The following is a 15,531-nucleotide window of genomic DNA, read 5'->3' on the forward strand; positions in this document are numbered from 1 at the left end:
GGCTCTAACGGCACAAGTGATAAAGCACTATTCCCGAAGTGGTGGCGACATTCAAGCTGTCGAAGCCACCGTGCATCGGGATCTGCACACTGATGGCGGCGTCCAGTATCTCACAGCTCAGGCCCGGCCCTTCGGCCCCAAGCAGGAAGGCCGAGCGTTCCGCGGGCACGACCTGATCCAACACCATGTCCCCCGTCGGGCTCAGGGCATAGGCGATCAGATTATGGGTACTCAGCACATCCAGCAGGCTTTCCCCTGCGTTCAGACGGTAATGCGGTACGACCAACGCCCCGCCGACACTGACGCGGATCGCCTTACGGTACAACGGATCACAACAGGCGGCGTCCAGCACAACAGCATCCACGCCAAAGGCCGCCGCATTGCGCATCAGCCCGCCCATATTGTCGGTATTGGCAATGGCGCTCAAGGCCAGTATCCGCAACCGCCCCGCCCGCGCCAGAATGTCCCCAAGGGTGCGGGGCGGCGCATACCGGCCCAACGCCAGATAGCCCCGATGGATCGGAAAGCCCGCCACCTGATCCATCACCGCCTGCTCAACCAGATAAACCAGCACATCATCGGAGACACTCAAGCCCTCAAGCCGCGCCGGTGTGGTCAGGACACTGACCGTCTCACACAAAGGCGAGGCAAACAGCCGCTCCAGCACCACCTTGCCCTCAGCCATAAACAGGCCCTGCCGCCCGGTCAGGTCGCGGTCTTTGACATCACGATAGGGTTCAAGGCGGCTATCATTTGCGGAATTTAGGGGTATAACGGGCATGAGGTTTTGTGATCACATTTACGTAGTCGCCGGATATTTACAGACATTTTCGGTTGAAAATATCCGCGACCTCTCCATGATCAAGCCATACACACATAAGCTGCCCCCTAAAAGCCCTCTTCAAAGTCATACCCATGAAGTCCAAATCCAAACGTCCCAAAACCGGCTATAACAAGCGCGGCGCCAAAGACATCCGTGAAGCGGCCGATTGGTGCGCCTCACAAAACATAGAAGAGATCGAGTGCATGGTGCCGGATCTGGCCGGTGTGGCCCGCGGCAAGATCATGCCGGTGCGCAAATTCCTTCAGGTGGGGTCGATGAACCTGCCCCTGTCGATTTTCTATCAGACCATCACCGGCGATTTTCCGGATCTTGAGGGCATAGTTGGCACGGTCCAGTCCGATACCGACGTGTTTTTGCGCCCCGATTTCAATACGCTGGCCGTGGTGCCCTGGGCGAACGATCCGACGGCCCAGATCATTCACGATGCCTTTTTGCCCGATGGCCGCCCGGTCGAGGAAAGCCCGCGTCAGGTCTTACGGCGCGTGCTCAAACTCTATCACGACAAGGGCTGGAAGCCGGTGATTGCGCCGGAACTTGAGTTTTATCTGGTCGAAAAAAATATCGACCCTGATTATGCGCTGAAACCGCCGACCGGTCGGTCAGGACGGCCTGAGACCGGCCGTCAGGGCTATTCCATTTCGGCGGTCAACGAATTCGATGCCCTGTTTGAGGACATGTACGAATATTCGGAAAGTCAGGGTCTTGAGATTGATACCCTGATCCACGAATCCGGCGTGGCCCAGATGGAAATCAACCTGCGTCACGGCGATCCGCTCGAACTGGCCGATCAGGTATTCATGTTCAAACGCACCATCAAGGAAACGGCGCTGGAACACGATATCTACGCCACCTTTATGGCTAAGCCTATGGCGCTGGAGCCCGGCTCTGCCATGCACATCCACCAGTCGGTGCTGGATGCGCAGACGGGCAATAACCTGTTTTCCGATCCAAAGACCGGTGAGCCGACCCCGGCCTTTTTCCACTTCATCGCCGGACAGCAGAAATATATGCCCGCGATCACCTCGCTTTTGGCACCCTACGTCAATTCCTACCGGCGTCTGTCGCGCGGATCGGGCGCGCCGGTCAACACCCATTGGGGCTATGATAACCGCACAGCGGGCCTTAGGGTGCCACCGTCGGATGCCGAAAACCGCCGGCTTGAGAACCGGATTCCGTCGTCGGATGCCAATCCGTACCTTGCCATCGCAGGCGTGCTGGCGACCGGCTATCTGGGGATGATTGAAGCTAATCAGCCAGCGGCACCGGTCGAGACGGACATGAGCGAAACCCCGTCCCACGATATGCCCTACAGCCTCATTCAGGCGCTGATTAAGATGGAGCGCTCTGAGCCTGTGGCCGAAATTCTGGGGCAGCAGTTCATCACCGCCTATTCGCGCGTCAAGCAGCATGAATATGAGACCTTCATGCGCACCATCAGCCCGTGGGAACGGGAGTTTTTGCTGCTCAGTGTGTAGTGATTTCCTCCTCCCCTGTTTACGGGGGAGGTGGCATTGAGCGCAGCGAAAATGACGGAGGGGGCACACGCCGTTCCCAGTGTGCCCCCTCCGCCCCTACAAGCTAAACGCTTGTCGCGGCACCTCCCCCGCGTTGCAGGGGAGGAGGATTTTGTATGAAAAACACCGGCCATCCGACAGACTCCTGGTACACTCAGACCGCCGATATACCGGCGGCAGCGCCCGCGCTGAACGGCGATGTCCGTACTCATGTCGCCATTATCGGCGGCGGCTATACCGGTCTTGGAGCCGCCATCGAATTGCGAAGGCGCGGCATAGAGTGCGTTCTGCTGGAAAGGGCGCGCATTGGTTCCGGCGCTTCGGGCCGCAATGGCGGGCAAATGCACGTGGGTCAACGCCTTGATCCGCAGCATCTGGAAAGCCTGTTCGGGGCTGACGATGCCCGCGCCTTCTGGGACATGTCGCAGGCGGCATTGGATAGCCTGCATAGCCTGATTGGTGACTATGCCATCGACTGTGATGTCAAACGTGGTCTGATCCATGCCTGGCATCGCCCGAAGTTTGCGCAAGGCGACATCGCCTACGCCGAGTTTGTGCGGGCGCGGTACGGCTATGACAAAACGTCTATCCTCAGCCAATCCGAGGTTGCGACCGAACTGGGCACCAATGTCTATCATGGCGGCATACTGGATATGGGCGGCGGCCATCTGCACCCGCTGAAGCTGGCGCTCGGTATGGCCGAGGCCGCCCGCACCCTTGGGGCGCAGATTTATGAACACAGCCGCGTCACCGCCATTACTCCCAAAGGCGACGGCTATGAGGTGATGACCGATACCGGTCGTGTCACCTGCGATCATGTCCTGTTGTGCGGCAATGGCTATATGCACGGCCTGAGCGATGAGGCCGATGCGAAGGTTCTGCCGATCAACAACTTTATCCTGACGACCGAACCGCTAACTGATCCGGCCATATTGCCAAATGATTATGCTGCCGCCGATTCCCGTTTTGTGGTCAATTACTGGCGAAAGACCCCCGATAACCGCCTGCTGTTTGGCGGCGGCGAGAACTACACGCCGTGGTTCCCCAAGGATATCCGCGCCTTTGTGCGCAAGAACATGCTCAAAATTTACCCGCAGCTTGAGGGCGTCAAAATCAGCCACGGCTGGGGCGGGACATTGGCGATTACACTCACCCGCGCGCCATTTGTGCGAAGACTGTCGCGCAATTTCCTGTGCGCCGCCGGCTATTCCGGTCAGGGCGTGGTGCTGGCCCCCTATTTTGGCAAATTGCTCGCCCATGCGGTTGCGGGCGATGGCCGGGATATTGATCTGCTGAGCCGCCTGCCGGTGCCGCCATTTCCGGGTGGCAGAGCCTTACGTACCCCGGCCCTGATCGCGGGCCTGAGCTGGTATTCACTTATGGATAAGCTCTAACAAGCCTGTCGCAAATCACGACAGTTTATGCTTTATACACAGACACTTATTCCCATAGTATACGAAGAGTTATGTGACAACGCTGTGTTTTAGGGTTAATTAACATTTCAGGTACATGGTTGCATATATTACCACATAGTCCGGTATCCGAAGGGGGAATCGTGTCCATAGCCGAAGCCGTCAAACCCGTCAGCGTCAACGACATTATCGCCCGCACCGCGCGCGCTAAGGAAGTGACCAACGGTAAGGTCCGCGACATCCGCTCAGTTACCAATATGCTGAAAATTCTGGCGCTCAACGCCCTGATCGAAGCCAATCGCGCCGGTGAACTGGGCCGCGGGTTTTCGGTCGTGGCCGATGAGGTGCGCGGCATTTCCACCGAAGTCGAGGGCCTGTCATCGGCTCTGGCCAAGGAACTGGGCGGCGAGTTCGAGACGCTGGAAAAACTGACGCAGGACATGGCCCTGCAAAGTCAGGGCGCGCGCCTGACCGATCTGGCGCTCAATGCTATTGAGTTGATCGACCGCAATCTCTATGAGCGCACCTGCGATGTGCGCTGGTGGGCGACCGATGCAGCTATGGTTGAGGCTGCCGCCGATCCGGTGGCCGACAGATGCGCCTATGCTTCCAAACGGCTGGGGGTGATCCTGGATGCCTATACGGTCTATATCGATTTGTGGCTGTGCGACTCAAGCGGCAATATCATCGCGTCGGGCCGACCGGGACAGTATGGCGTGGCCGGTCACAATGTCAGCAATCGTGACTGGTTTCAGCGCGCCCGCGCCCTGCATAGCGGCAATGATTTTGCGGTGGCTGATATTACCACAGAGCCCCTGCTGAATGGCGCGCAAATCGCGACCTATGCCACCGGCGTGCGCGAAGGCGGTGAGGCGGACGGCAAGCTTTTGGGGATCTTAGGCGTGCATTTCGACTGGCAGCCGCAGGCGCAGACGATCATGACCGGCATTCGTCTGGGGGATGAAGAACGGGCCAAGACCCGCGCCCTGCTGGTTGATGCGTCCGGGCTGGTGATCGCGGCGTCTGATGGCAAGGGTATCCTGTCCGAGCGGGTACAGATCAAATCCGAGGGCCGCTCATCCGGCCATTACCGCGAGACAGACGGCACCATCACAGCCTTCCACACCACACCGGGCTATGAGACCTATGCCGGCCTCGGCTGGCGAGGGGTTCTGGTGCAGCGGCCGTAATAAGAACTCCCCCTGATGCAGGGGGAGCTGATTTGAGCTTAGCTCATATCAGAGGGGGTTAGTTGCGCTACTGTTTACCCCCTCTTCAATTCATTTCATGAATTGAAGCTCCCCCTCCAAGAGGGGGAGTTCTAAGAGCGCCCCCCTAGTTCACCGTTGGTTTCTGAATCACCAGTTCTTCGCCATCATAACCGACGCTGATGACATCACCATCGGCCAGTGCGCCGCTGAGGATGGACTTGGCGATATGATCGACCAGTTCCTTCTGGATGACCCGCTTCAGAGGCCTTGCGCCGTAGGCCGGATCATAACCGCGCTCGGCCAGATGACTTAAGGCCGCGTCATCAATCACCAGACTCATACCGCGTTCGGCAAGCCGCTTTTCAATGCCTTTGAGCTGGATGCGGACAATGGCCGACATGTTGTCACGACCCAGACGATGGAACAGGATCGTCTCATCAATCCGGTTTAGGAACTCCGGCCGGAAGTGGCGACGGACATCGTCCATGACCAAAGGCCGAACGGTTTCCATATCCATCCCCTCCGTCATACTGACAAGATATTGCGACCCCAGATTCGAGGTCATGACGATCAGAGTATTGCGGAAATCTACCACTCGCCCCTGCCCGTCGGTTAACCTGCCGTCATCCAGAACTTGCAACAGGATATTGAACACGTCCGGGTGGGCTTTTTCGACCTCATCGAACAGCACGACCTGATAGGGACGACGGCGCACCGCTTCTGTCAGGGCCCCGCCTTCGTCATAACCGACATAGCCCGGCGGCGCGCCGATCATGCGTGAGACGGAATGTTTTTCCATATATTCGGACATATCCAGCCGCGTGATCGCCGCCTCATCGTCAAAGAGGAACTCCGCCAGCGCCTTATTTAGCTCGGTCTTACCGACGCCGGTTGGCCCCAGAAACAGGAAGGACCCAATCGGTCGGTTCGGGTCTTTCAGGCCCGCGCGCGCGCGGCGCACAGCGTCAGACACGGCTTCCAGCGCCTCATCTTGCCCTACCACGCGTTTGCGCAGTTCGTCCTCCATACGCAGCAGCTTATCGCGCTCGCCCTCCAGCATCTTATCGACGGGGATGCCGGTCCAGCGCGACACGACCTGCGCGATCTGAGATGAATCCACGACTTCCGGCGTGAGGGGAGCCTCTTGTGACGTGGCTTCAGCCCGTTCCAGTTGCTTTTCCAGCGCCGGGATTTGCCCGTACAGGATCTCCGACGCCTTTTGCAGATCACCGGCGCGCTGGACATTGGCCAGTTCGATGCGTGCCCGGTCGAGCGCTTCACGGGCCACGGCAGCAGCCCCGACCTTATCCTTTTCGGCCTTCCACTTTTGCGTCAGGTCAGCCGATTGGGATTCCAGTTCGGACAGGTCTTCGCTGAGTTTTTCCAGACGGGTTTTCGATCCGGCATCGGTTTCCTTATTCAAGGCCTCGCGCTCGATCTTAAGCTGCACGACGCGACGGTCGATTTCGTCCAGTTCTTCGGGCTTGGAATCCACCGCCATGCGAACGCGTGAGGCCGCTTCGTCGATCAGATCAATGGCTTTATCCGGCAGGAAGCGATCCGCAATATAGCGGTTGGACAGGGTCGCAGCGGATACTATGGCCCCGTCCGAAATACGCACACCGTGGTGGACTTCGTACTTTTCCTTCAGGCCGCGCAGAATCGAGATCGTGTCTTCGACGGTCGGTTCCGACACGAACACAGGCTGGAAACGTCGGGCCAGAGCCGCGTCTTTTTCAACATGTTTGCGATACTCATCAAGGGTCGTCGCCCCCACGCAGTGCAACTCACCGCGCGCCAGAGCGGGCTTCAGCAGGTTCGACGCATCCATCGCCCCATCCGATTTACCGGCACCCACCAGGGTGTGCATTTCATCGATAAACAGCACGATCTGACCTTCGGCCTGCGTCACTTCATTCAGCACGGCCTTGAGGCGTTCTTCGAACTCACCGCGGTATTTTGCGCCCGCAATCAGCGAGCCCATATCGAGCGAAAACAGCTTCTTGTCTTTAAGCGATTCCGGCACATCACCATTGATGATGCGCATGGCCAGCCCTTCGACAATGGCCGTCTTACCCACCCCCGGTTCACCGATCAGGACGGGGTTGTTCTTAGTGCGCCGCGCCAGAACCTGAATCGTGCGGCGGATTTCTTCGTCACGGCCAATCACGGGATCAATCTTGCCGTCAAGGGCGGCCTGGGTCAGATCGCGGGCATATTTATTAAGCGCGTCAAAGCCTTCGTCGGCGGAAGCAGAGTTGGCGGGTTTGCCTTTGCGAAAGTTCACTTGCGCATCCTGTAACTGTTTGGCCGTAATACCGGCGGCTTTCAAAAGGGCGGCACTGTCATTCAGGGCCGCAATCGCGATCAGCAAACGATCCGGCGTGACAAAACTGTCGCCCGCTTTAGCCGCTTCGGATTCGGCGTCGTTAAAGACCTTAGCCGTGTCGTTGTGCATGTAAAGCTGCGCGCCTGCGCCGGTGACCGACGGCAGTTTGGCAAACGCCTGATCGACCGCGCCGACAAACGCCGTGGCATTGCCGCCGGCCAGTTCAATCAGGTGCTTCGACAGGCTGTCCTTATCGTCCAGCATGGCCTTCAGCAGGTGCGTCGGCGTGAAATATTGGTGGCTATTCGCCTGCGCCAACCCTTGCGCGCTGCGGATAATGGATTGGGTTTTTTCGGTATATTTTTCGATGTTCATGGCATCCCCTCAAAGGCGGAAATTAGCCGAAGTCCCCTTATGGGCAACTCTGGGCATGGCTCTGATATGGTGTGATATATGGATCACACAAGGGGGTTAGCTCCGCATTTCCCGAACATTTCCCGGCATGGATAGGACGTGAAGACGTCGATGATCTTGACCGCCCCATTCATCCACAGCCCCATTCCCTGTGGTTACATCCATCAACATAAACTTAAGACTCTCGACATAGGATTAACGAACCGTTTACCCTGTTTGTTAACCTCGAATCAATCGGACGGCTTAGTCTATGTCGCAACGCCTCACCCCGTCTTCTGATCAGAGGACAAGCCGGGTGTCGTCAGTCAAAAAGTCTTCATCGCCGCCGGTTGCGCGCAGCGCGTCCCCTCGCGACCAAACTCCAAAATCGGCCCCCGCAGCCTTTGCACCCGTTTCACCGCGCCTGCCGCTGTGGATGAGGGTCTCAACGCTTGCGCTTATCCTTGGGGCCATGCTGACTATGGCAGTCTCGACCTTTCAGGTCACCAACTCCCTGTCGGCCGAAAAAGACGCCGATGGGGAAAGGCTGCTGCTCAATGCCCGTTTAAGCGCTGTCCGCAGCGATGGCCGTATTGATGCCGCCCGCACCGCAATGGACGCCGCCCTCACTCAGGTATCTCACACACCGGGTCAACCGCTCGACGCCACAGAGGCCGCGCTTAAGCTGTCGCGCGGCACATTGCTGTCTGTCGCCCTGATCGCACAGGACGGCTCTGTCATCGCCATGAGCGGCAATGACGAAGCCGCTCTGATCCGGGACGCCGCCAGCCGCAGCGACAAAAGCCTCGACATTCTGACCGCCACCTCACGGCTTGCGCCCGCACCGCGCGCCTATGTCGTCATCAGTTCCGGCCCCGGCCGCCCCAAGGTGGTGGGCCGGTTGAGCGACACGCTTGACGCCACCAATGCCGCCCAGACGGTTCAGGCCCTGATCAGCGCGCGCGGGCAGATCGTGCAGGCCTCCGATCCCCGTCTGATGGGGCAGGATGTTCAAAACGCTCTGGCCATCAGCCCTGAGCAACTGCGCGCCCGCGCCGATGGCGGCAATCTGATTCAGGGGGCCTTATCCGGCGGCGGGTTTGTTAAGCTGGCGGCCGTGCGTGATGGTGAGACCGGCCTGACCTCGGTCTACGGCCTGCCGACCGAACCTTTTTACTCGCCGCAGTCAGGCCTGATCAAGGGGGCGACGGTGATCGGCGCGCCGCTGCTGATCGGACTGCTGTTCGGGGCACTTTTGGTGCTGCAAGACCGGCGCAAGCGGCAGGAAACCCAGGGCTATCAGAGCAATGAAACCCGCTACCGGCTGGCGGTCGATGCCGCGCGCTGCGGTATCTGGGACTGGGATCTGGATAGTGGCACGGTCTCTATCTCGGATGTCATGGCTCATAAGCTGGGCTGGCCCGGCACGACGGTCGCCAGTTCAACCGACATATTGTCGCGTATCGCCGCCGATCAGCGTAATGAGGTCACGCGCGCCCTGCATGACGCCCGCCGCACCGGAAAGCTGGAGGTCGCCTTTCGCGTGCCTATGGACAGCGGCAACATCCTGTGGCTGGAACTGCGCGGGCAAGAGGTCGGCGAGCGTGACGCCTATGGCTTTACGCGCCTGAGCGGGGTGATGCTGGATGTCAGTGAGCAGCGCGTATCGCAGATGCGGGCCCAACGCGCGGAATCACGACTGCTGGATGCCATATCATCGGTGTCGGACGCTTTTGTGCTGTGGGACCGGCGCCAACGTCTGGCTATGTGGAACACTACCTTTGCCGAAACTTTTAGTATCGATGCGCGCTTCCTCAAGGTCGGCACGGCCCGCGACCTGATCGAACAGGTCATGGACATCGCCATCCGCCGTAAACAATCGGTGGCGGATGGCTCATCGATTGAGGCCGAACTGAATGATGGCCGCTGGGTGCAGATCACCGAAAACCGCACCGCCGAAGGTGGCCGGGTGATGACGGCGGTCGATATCACGGTCGTCAAAAACCAGGAAGAAATGAGCCGCCGTTCCGAAGAACAGCTTCAGGGGCTGGTCGAAAAACTGGAGCAAAGCCGAAAGATCCAGGCCGATCTGGCCAAAAACTATGAGCATGAAAAAATCCGCGCGGAATCGGCCAACCACGCCAAGTCCGAGTTTCTGGCCAATATGAGCCATGAACTTAGAACCCCGCTCAATGCCATCAACGGCTTTTCCGAGATCATGGCGCAGGAGATGTTCGGCCCGATCGGCCATCCGCGCTATAAGGAATATGCCGGCGACATCCTCAATTCGGGGCAGCATCTGCTGGCCCTGATTAACGACATTCTGGATATGTCGAAGATCGAAGCCGGCAAGCTGGATATGAACTTCGAGGCTGTGGCCATTGACGATGTGGTCGAAGACACTCTGCGGCTGGTGCGCCAGCGGGCCGAGAAATCGGGGCTTAAACTCAAAGTACACCTGCCGTCATCCCTGCCGGACATTGAGGCCGATTACCGCGCCCTGAAACAGATTTTGCTGAACCTTTTGACCAATGCCATCAAGTTCACGCCCCACGGCGGTAGCGTAACAGTCAGCGCGGTGGCAACCGACCACAGCGTGCACCTTAAGGTCACAGACAGCGGCATCGGTATCTCTGCGCGGGATATGCAGCGTCTGGCCCGCCCGTTCGAGCAGATCGAAAACCAGATGTCCAAGACCCGCGAAGGCACGGGGCTGGGACTGGCCCTGACCAAATCGCTAATTGAGATGCACAATGGCCGCATGGAATTTGACTCTGAGGTCGGCAAGGGCACGGTCGTCAGCGTCATCGTCCCCATCCGCCAGCCGGTTCAGTCGGACGGCGCACAGCGCCCGTCATCGGCGGCGTAAAGGCGAATTTTGCGTTTCCATTTAAAGACTCTCCCCTGATTTCAGGGGGGGGGGATACCGGCTTTAGCCGGAAGAGGGTAAAATTAACCGGCTTTAAGCTCCCCGTCATCCGGTCCAAGGGATCATCTGCCACCCTACCCTGAAATCAGAGGAGGTTCTACGAAACGAACCCATACGCAGTAGCCCTTCTCAATCGCAGAGGGGGCCGCACGAAATCGCTGAAAGCGATGAGATGTGGTGGCGGGGGCATGGGGTATAATCAGTCCCCCTCCGTCATTTTCGCTAACGCTCAAATGCCACCTCCCCGTGCAAGCGTAGGGAGGAGAATTAAGACTTCCCGGCCTCACCGCTGGCGGACGCGGCGGCCTTGGCCGCCTCTTCGCGGGCTTTCTTTTCAGCCATCTGAGCCTTAAACAGCAGCTTACGCAGCTTGAACGACGACTTGATAAAACGGTCGGCTACAATGGCACGCTCAGCAGGCGGCAGGGCAGCCGCCTGATCGACCAGTGTCTGTTCGATACGAATCTTACCCTTGATCTCCAGATCGCGGGCCTGCGCCAGCAATGCCATGATCTTCGCGGCATCATAAGGCTCGGTCTTGGCGACTTCGGCAGCCTGTTTACGCAGTTCCCACGCTGCCTCCATCTCAGGCTCACTGGCCAAAGCGGCGGCGCGCACGGCGGCAATCAGTTTCTGACCATTGGCCGGTGTCATGCCTTCGGTCGCTTCAGTAAGGGCGGTCACCGGCTCAGGCCCCTTGGGCCGAAAGTGCTTATAGCCCCAATAGGCCCCACCCGCGCTCAACGCAAACACGTTCAACGCCAGCGATATACCCAAAGCCCACTTCAATTTGGAATTACCGGATGCCACGATATCAGTTCTCCAGATCGACAATGCTGGTCTGCACCAGCACGTCCTGAACGCGCTGATCGACAATGCTGTGCAGGCTTAAACTCATGCCTAAGATAATCCCCGCCGCACAGGCCGCAGCCAGCGACGCCCCCGTCATCCACACGAACGGCGATTTCAGCGGGGCAGTGCGCGGCGCAAACGGCAAAACCGCGGCCCCTTGCGGCATCAGCAGACCCAGCGTTTGCCAGTGCAAGGCCTCAGACGCCTGCGGTGCTTTGAGGAAGCCCAGTAAGCTATCGACCTCCTGCGCTTCACGCATCATCTGATTGGCCTTCTGCGGCGACTTGCGGCAGAACTCTAACGCGGCGGCGCGCTCATAGGCCGGCCAGCGGTCGGGATTAGCCCCGTAAGCGCTGACGATAGCCTTGAAACGTTGTGAACCTATGGTCTTGATCAACATGCCTGCACTCCTTGCCTTTACGCGCTACGCTTGATGAGACGGGCGGGTGTATCCGCCTGCTCAGGTGACAGCACCGTTTTCAGGTGCCGTCGGCCACGCGCCAAAAGGCTTTCCAGGGCATCCACACTGATGTTCATCAGCGTGGCCGCCTCAATATTCGATAATTCCTGATAGTAACATAAAACGATCGCCAGACGTTGCCGCTCCGGCAGAGTATCCAGCGCCGTCGCCACCTGCTCGGCGGTTTGCTTTTGCTCAAGCTGAACGGATGGCCCGGCCTGCCCGTCGTCCATCTCAAGATCATCGGACGGCACGGTATCCTTGCGGCGACGCAGGCGATCATAGCACAGGTTTAGCGCCACCTTGTGCATCCAGGTATCGAGCCGCGCCTTACCGGGCACCCAGTTGGCGGCCTGTTTCCACACACGGATCAGGGTTTCCTGCGCCACGTCTTCGGCTTCGGTCGCGTCCCCCAGCATCCGCTTGGCCAGAGACAACATGCGCGGCAGTTTTTTGGACACCAGCAATTGCGTCGCGCCGATATCGCCGCGGCTGATTTTCGCCATCAGGTCTTCGTCGGGATCGCCACTCATGCGCGCGTGCTTTTTATCCCCTCTGGAGTCGTTGCAGACTTCGCCCCCATAGCCGTCTGCGACCACCGCCCCCGCAAGATATCGCACCTCACAGGTCATGTGCAACCTGCCCGCCGAAAGGGTTAAGAGTCAAGTGCCCACGCCGGATTAGCGCCGCCTGTGCGGTCGCCGCATCACCCTTTTCGCGTTTTAGACCGTAGCGCACCATGATCCGAGCCAAAATGACCTTACCGAAAAACCATCACTCTGCGCTCTTATCGAGCCAGATTACAAAAGTTTAACGTCAGGCCGCGCTGTTTCCGTCGCTATCCGATATATTGTCTTACAATGGCCGCTTAACGAACCTGAATACTGGATAGATGGTGATCGCTGCCACTAAGACACAGCCCGCCACAAACAGCATGGGCGCCTCAACGCTGCCGGTGCGGTCAGCAATCAGAGGCACAATGTTTTGCGCCACGAAGCCGCCCAGATTGCCGATGGAATTAATCACCGCCAGCCCCGCCGCCGCTGAAGCCCCGGTAAGAAACCGCGACGGCAGCGACCAGAACACCGGCTGGGCGGAAAAGACACCGGCCGCGCCTAAGCATATGAAAGCAAACTTCAAGGCATTTCCCGGCACATAGACGCTGGCCAAAAGACACAGGGCGCCGATAAGCGCCGGGCCCGCGATATAGCGCACCGTGGACTGTGATCGCGCCGCCAGTTTAGGTACGATCCACAGAGCCGCCGCCACCAGCACCCACGGAATTATATTGATCAGGCCGTTGACGGTATTTGACACGCCAAACCCCTTAACAATCGTCGGGAGCCAGTAGGAGATTCCGTAGGCCCCCAGCGGCAGAGACACATACCATAGGGCCAGCACCAGCACGCGCCGGTCAAACAGGGCCTGCAACGGATTATGATGCAAGGTGCGGGCGTCACGCTGATCCTCAGATGTCAGGGTTCGCGTCAGCCAGTCTTTTTCAGCCTCAGTCAGAAACTTGGCCTTGGCCACTGTGTCGGGCAGGTAGAAAAACGTCACTACGGCGGCCAGCAACGCCGGTATACCGGTCGCGATAAACACCCACTGCCAGCCGCGCAGGCCCATCAAGCCGTCCAGATCGAGCAAAACGCCCCCCAGCGGTGCGCCGATCGCATTGGCAATGGCGCTGTAGAACATAAACCCGCCGACCATACGCGCGCGGTAGCTGGTGGGAAACCATATCGTCAGCAGATAAAGCACGCCCGGAAAGAACCCGGCCTCAAACGCGCCCAGCAGGAACCTCAGGATATAGAACATGGTGGCATTGGTGGTGAAGGCCAGCGCCACCGTCACAATCCCCCAGCTTATCATGATGCGCGCAAACCAGATGCGCGGGCCGACCTTTTGCAGGATAAGGTTGCTCGGCACCTCAAACAGGAAGTAGCCGATGAAAAACAGTGAGGCCCCAAGGCCGTAGGCATATTCGCTTAAGCCCAGATCACCGACCATCTGAAGCTTGGCGTAACTGACATTTTGCCGGTCTATATAGGCGATGAGATACAAAAGACCCAGAAACGGCAACAGCCGCAGGGTAATCTTTTTAACGATCTCAGGGCGATCCTCAACCTGTGGCAAGGCACTCATGGGTGGGCCTCTTTTTATGATTATGATGGCGTCTTTGTCTGACCCACCCATTCATAACCATGTTTTTCCGACACGCCAGCGCCGAATGATAGCGCTAACCTGTTTTACGGTAAAACGAACAGCTTAAGCTCACCCGCATCGGGAATGTCCGGCGATGGCCGATCACGTTGCGGCGGTCGCGTGGCCCAGGCCAGCACGTACTGACGCCCTTTGGCATCAAGGGTCGAAATCGTCCTGATGCGCATATCATCCGGCACGGTGAGCATAGGCCGGACATGCTGCGCAAGGTTGGCCACCGGACGCTCTGCGATTAATTTCAGGGTATTGGCATCGATCTCAAACTGGGTGCGCTGCCCCAGCCGCATGACCGGCACGATCAGCCGCCCCTTGTCGCCCGCACGGGCAGCCTCGACAAACAGTTCGGTATCAAGCGAGCCGGTGCCCTTGAAGTCCCAGCGGTAATCGCGCCAAGAACTGATCTGACGGCGCACCCATCCGCCGGCTTCGCGTCTGGCCACCCATATCTGGGTGAAGCCTGAACCATCGTACTTATGATAGGTGATCATCACCCGGCCCTGATCGTCAAAGCCGATTTTGGTATTGCCGTTGATCATGCCGCCCCTGACCGGCACCGGATCGACAATTTCGGCTCTGCTCAGCTTGATCGGCAGGGTCAGCGGCTTACCGTCAGAGGTCTGCCATGAGATCAGATCGCTTGAACGGGCATAGCTCAGATCATGATTGGTCTCAGCATGGGGGCTGTCGCGCCACACCCACGCCATATGAAAATAACCGTCGCTACCCTGCACAGGGCCTTCAAAATAGGCATTGCGCTGCCCCTCGCCATCAACCAGAGGCGCCGAGGTCAGCCCCGCCCATGTCCGCGCTACGTCATCATAGAGGTTGTAGACTTCATTGCCTCGCCCGCTGGTGCCGTCACGGTATTTGAAGATCAGCCGGCCAGACTTGTCTTTCAGGAACACCGGATAGGTCATGGCCCCTTCGCGCTCTTCGCTGACCATGACCGGCACTCGCGTCAGGGTGCGCACATCGCCAGAAGGCGCCGACCTGAAATAGGTCAGCGGATCGACGTGCATATTGGCCGCCACATGGATCGCCCCGCGGCTATCGGCCTCCATCGCGATGAAATTATGGCTGTCCCAGCCCAGCCAGGTATCCAGCTTGTGATAGACCCAGTGCGCCGGATTATTCAGCGGGCGTTGCGCCACGGTCAGTTGCCGGTTGGCATCATAATAGGCGGCATAGATATGGCTTTGTGTGGTCAGAAGCGCGAAATCAACACTATGGCCGCTCCACACCCGGTCGATGGCTTCGGGTGGCGTAGAGGCGGTTTGAGACGTTGCGGTCTGGGGCAGTAAGGTGCACCCCGCAACCGCGGCCAGTATTGTAAAAAATCCCGGCATCTTAAAAAGTCTAAGCAT

The 15,531-nt window shown here is 58.6% G+C and carries 11 protein-coding genes; 4 read left to right on the plus strand and 7 right to left on the minus strand.

What is annotated here, in order from left to right; all coding sequences use genetic code 11:
- Positions 1-4: 4 nt before the first annotated feature.
- On the minus strand, positions 5-781 hold the full coding sequence (locus PQU98_RS07415) for a TrmH family RNA methyltransferase (RefSeq protein WP_272744266.1): 777 nt from the start codon (positions 779-781) through the stop codon (positions 5-7).
- A gap of 134 nt (positions 782-915) precedes the next feature.
- Here PQU98_RS07415 and PQU98_RS07420 point away from each other — a divergent pair, with 134 nt between their 5' ends.
- The 3 genes from PQU98_RS07420 to PQU98_RS07430 all read left to right on the plus strand — a co-directional run bounded on the left by PQU98_RS07420 (position 916) and on the right by PQU98_RS07430 (position 4,960).
- Positions 916-2,319 carry a glutamine synthetase family protein gene (locus PQU98_RS07420; protein ID WP_272744267.1) on the plus strand — a complete coding sequence of 468 codons (1,404 nt, stop codon included), beginning with the start codon at positions 916-918 and terminating at the stop codon, positions 2,317-2,319.
- A 155-nt stretch (positions 2,320-2,474) separates the two neighbouring features.
- Complete coding sequence (locus tag PQU98_RS07425) at positions 2,475-3,752, plus strand: NAD(P)/FAD-dependent oxidoreductase (protein WP_272744268.1); 1,278 nt, start codon at positions 2,475-2,477, stop codon at positions 3,750-3,752.
- Between the two features lie 161 nt (positions 3,753-3,913).
- Positions 3,914-4,960 (plus strand): methyl-accepting chemotaxis protein, encoded by a 1,047-nt coding sequence (locus PQU98_RS07430; protein WP_272744269.1) that lies wholly within the window; start codon positions 3,914-3,916, stop codon positions 4,958-4,960.
- Between the two features lie 145 nt (positions 4,961-5,105).
- On the opposite strand, the gene clpB is transcribed toward PQU98_RS07430, so the two are convergent.
- A complete protein-coding gene (gene clpB / locus PQU98_RS07435; protein ID WP_272744270.1) occupies positions 5,106-7,685 on the minus strand; it encodes an ATP-dependent chaperone ClpB in 2,580 nt (859 codons plus the stop codon).
- A 334-nt stretch (positions 7,686-8,019) separates the two neighbouring features.
- Between clpB and PQU98_RS17050 the strand changes: the two genes are divergently transcribed.
- Positions 8,020-10,572, plus strand: a complete 2,553-nt coding sequence (locus PQU98_RS17050; protein ID WP_272744271.1) for a PAS domain-containing sensor histidine kinase — start codon at positions 8,020-8,022, stop codon at positions 10,570-10,572.
- A gap of 327 nt (positions 10,573-10,899) precedes the next feature.
- Here PQU98_RS17050 and PQU98_RS07445 read toward each other — a convergent pair whose 3' ends face one another.
- The 5 genes from PQU98_RS07445 to PQU98_RS07465 form a co-directional block, all read right to left on the minus strand.
- The gene (locus PQU98_RS07445; RefSeq protein ID WP_272744272.1) at positions 10,900-11,442 is read right to left on the minus strand and encodes a periplasmic heavy metal sensor; all 543 of its coding nucleotides are present in this window, start codon (positions 11,440-11,442) and stop codon (positions 10,900-10,902) included.
- A gap of 4 nt (positions 11,443-11,446) precedes the next feature.
- Positions 11,447-11,884 (minus strand): hypothetical protein, encoded by a 438-nt coding sequence (locus PQU98_RS07450; protein ID WP_272744273.1) that lies wholly within the window; start codon positions 11,882-11,884, stop codon positions 11,447-11,449.
- A 17-nt stretch (positions 11,885-11,901) separates the two neighbouring features.
- Positions 11,902-12,477, minus strand: coding sequence for an RNA polymerase sigma factor (locus PQU98_RS07455; RefSeq protein WP_438263861.1), 576 nt, complete (start codon positions 12,475-12,477; stop codon positions 11,902-11,904).
- A gap of 322 nt (positions 12,478-12,799) precedes the next feature.
- The gene (locus PQU98_RS07460) at positions 12,800-14,089 is read right to left on the minus strand and encodes an MFS transporter (protein ID WP_272744275.1); all 1,290 of its coding nucleotides are present in this window, start codon (positions 14,087-14,089) and stop codon (positions 12,800-12,802) included.
- Between the two features lie 104 nt (positions 14,090-14,193).
- Entirely contained in the window at positions 14,194-15,531 is a 1,338-nt protein-coding gene (locus PQU98_RS07465; RefSeq protein WP_272744276.1) for a BNR repeat-containing protein, read from the minus strand.

This window comes from Asticcacaulis machinosus (genome assembly GCF_028550435.1).
Taxonomy (GTDB): domain Bacteria; phylum Pseudomonadota; class Alphaproteobacteria; order Caulobacterales; family Caulobacteraceae; genus Asticcacaulis; species Asticcacaulis machinosus.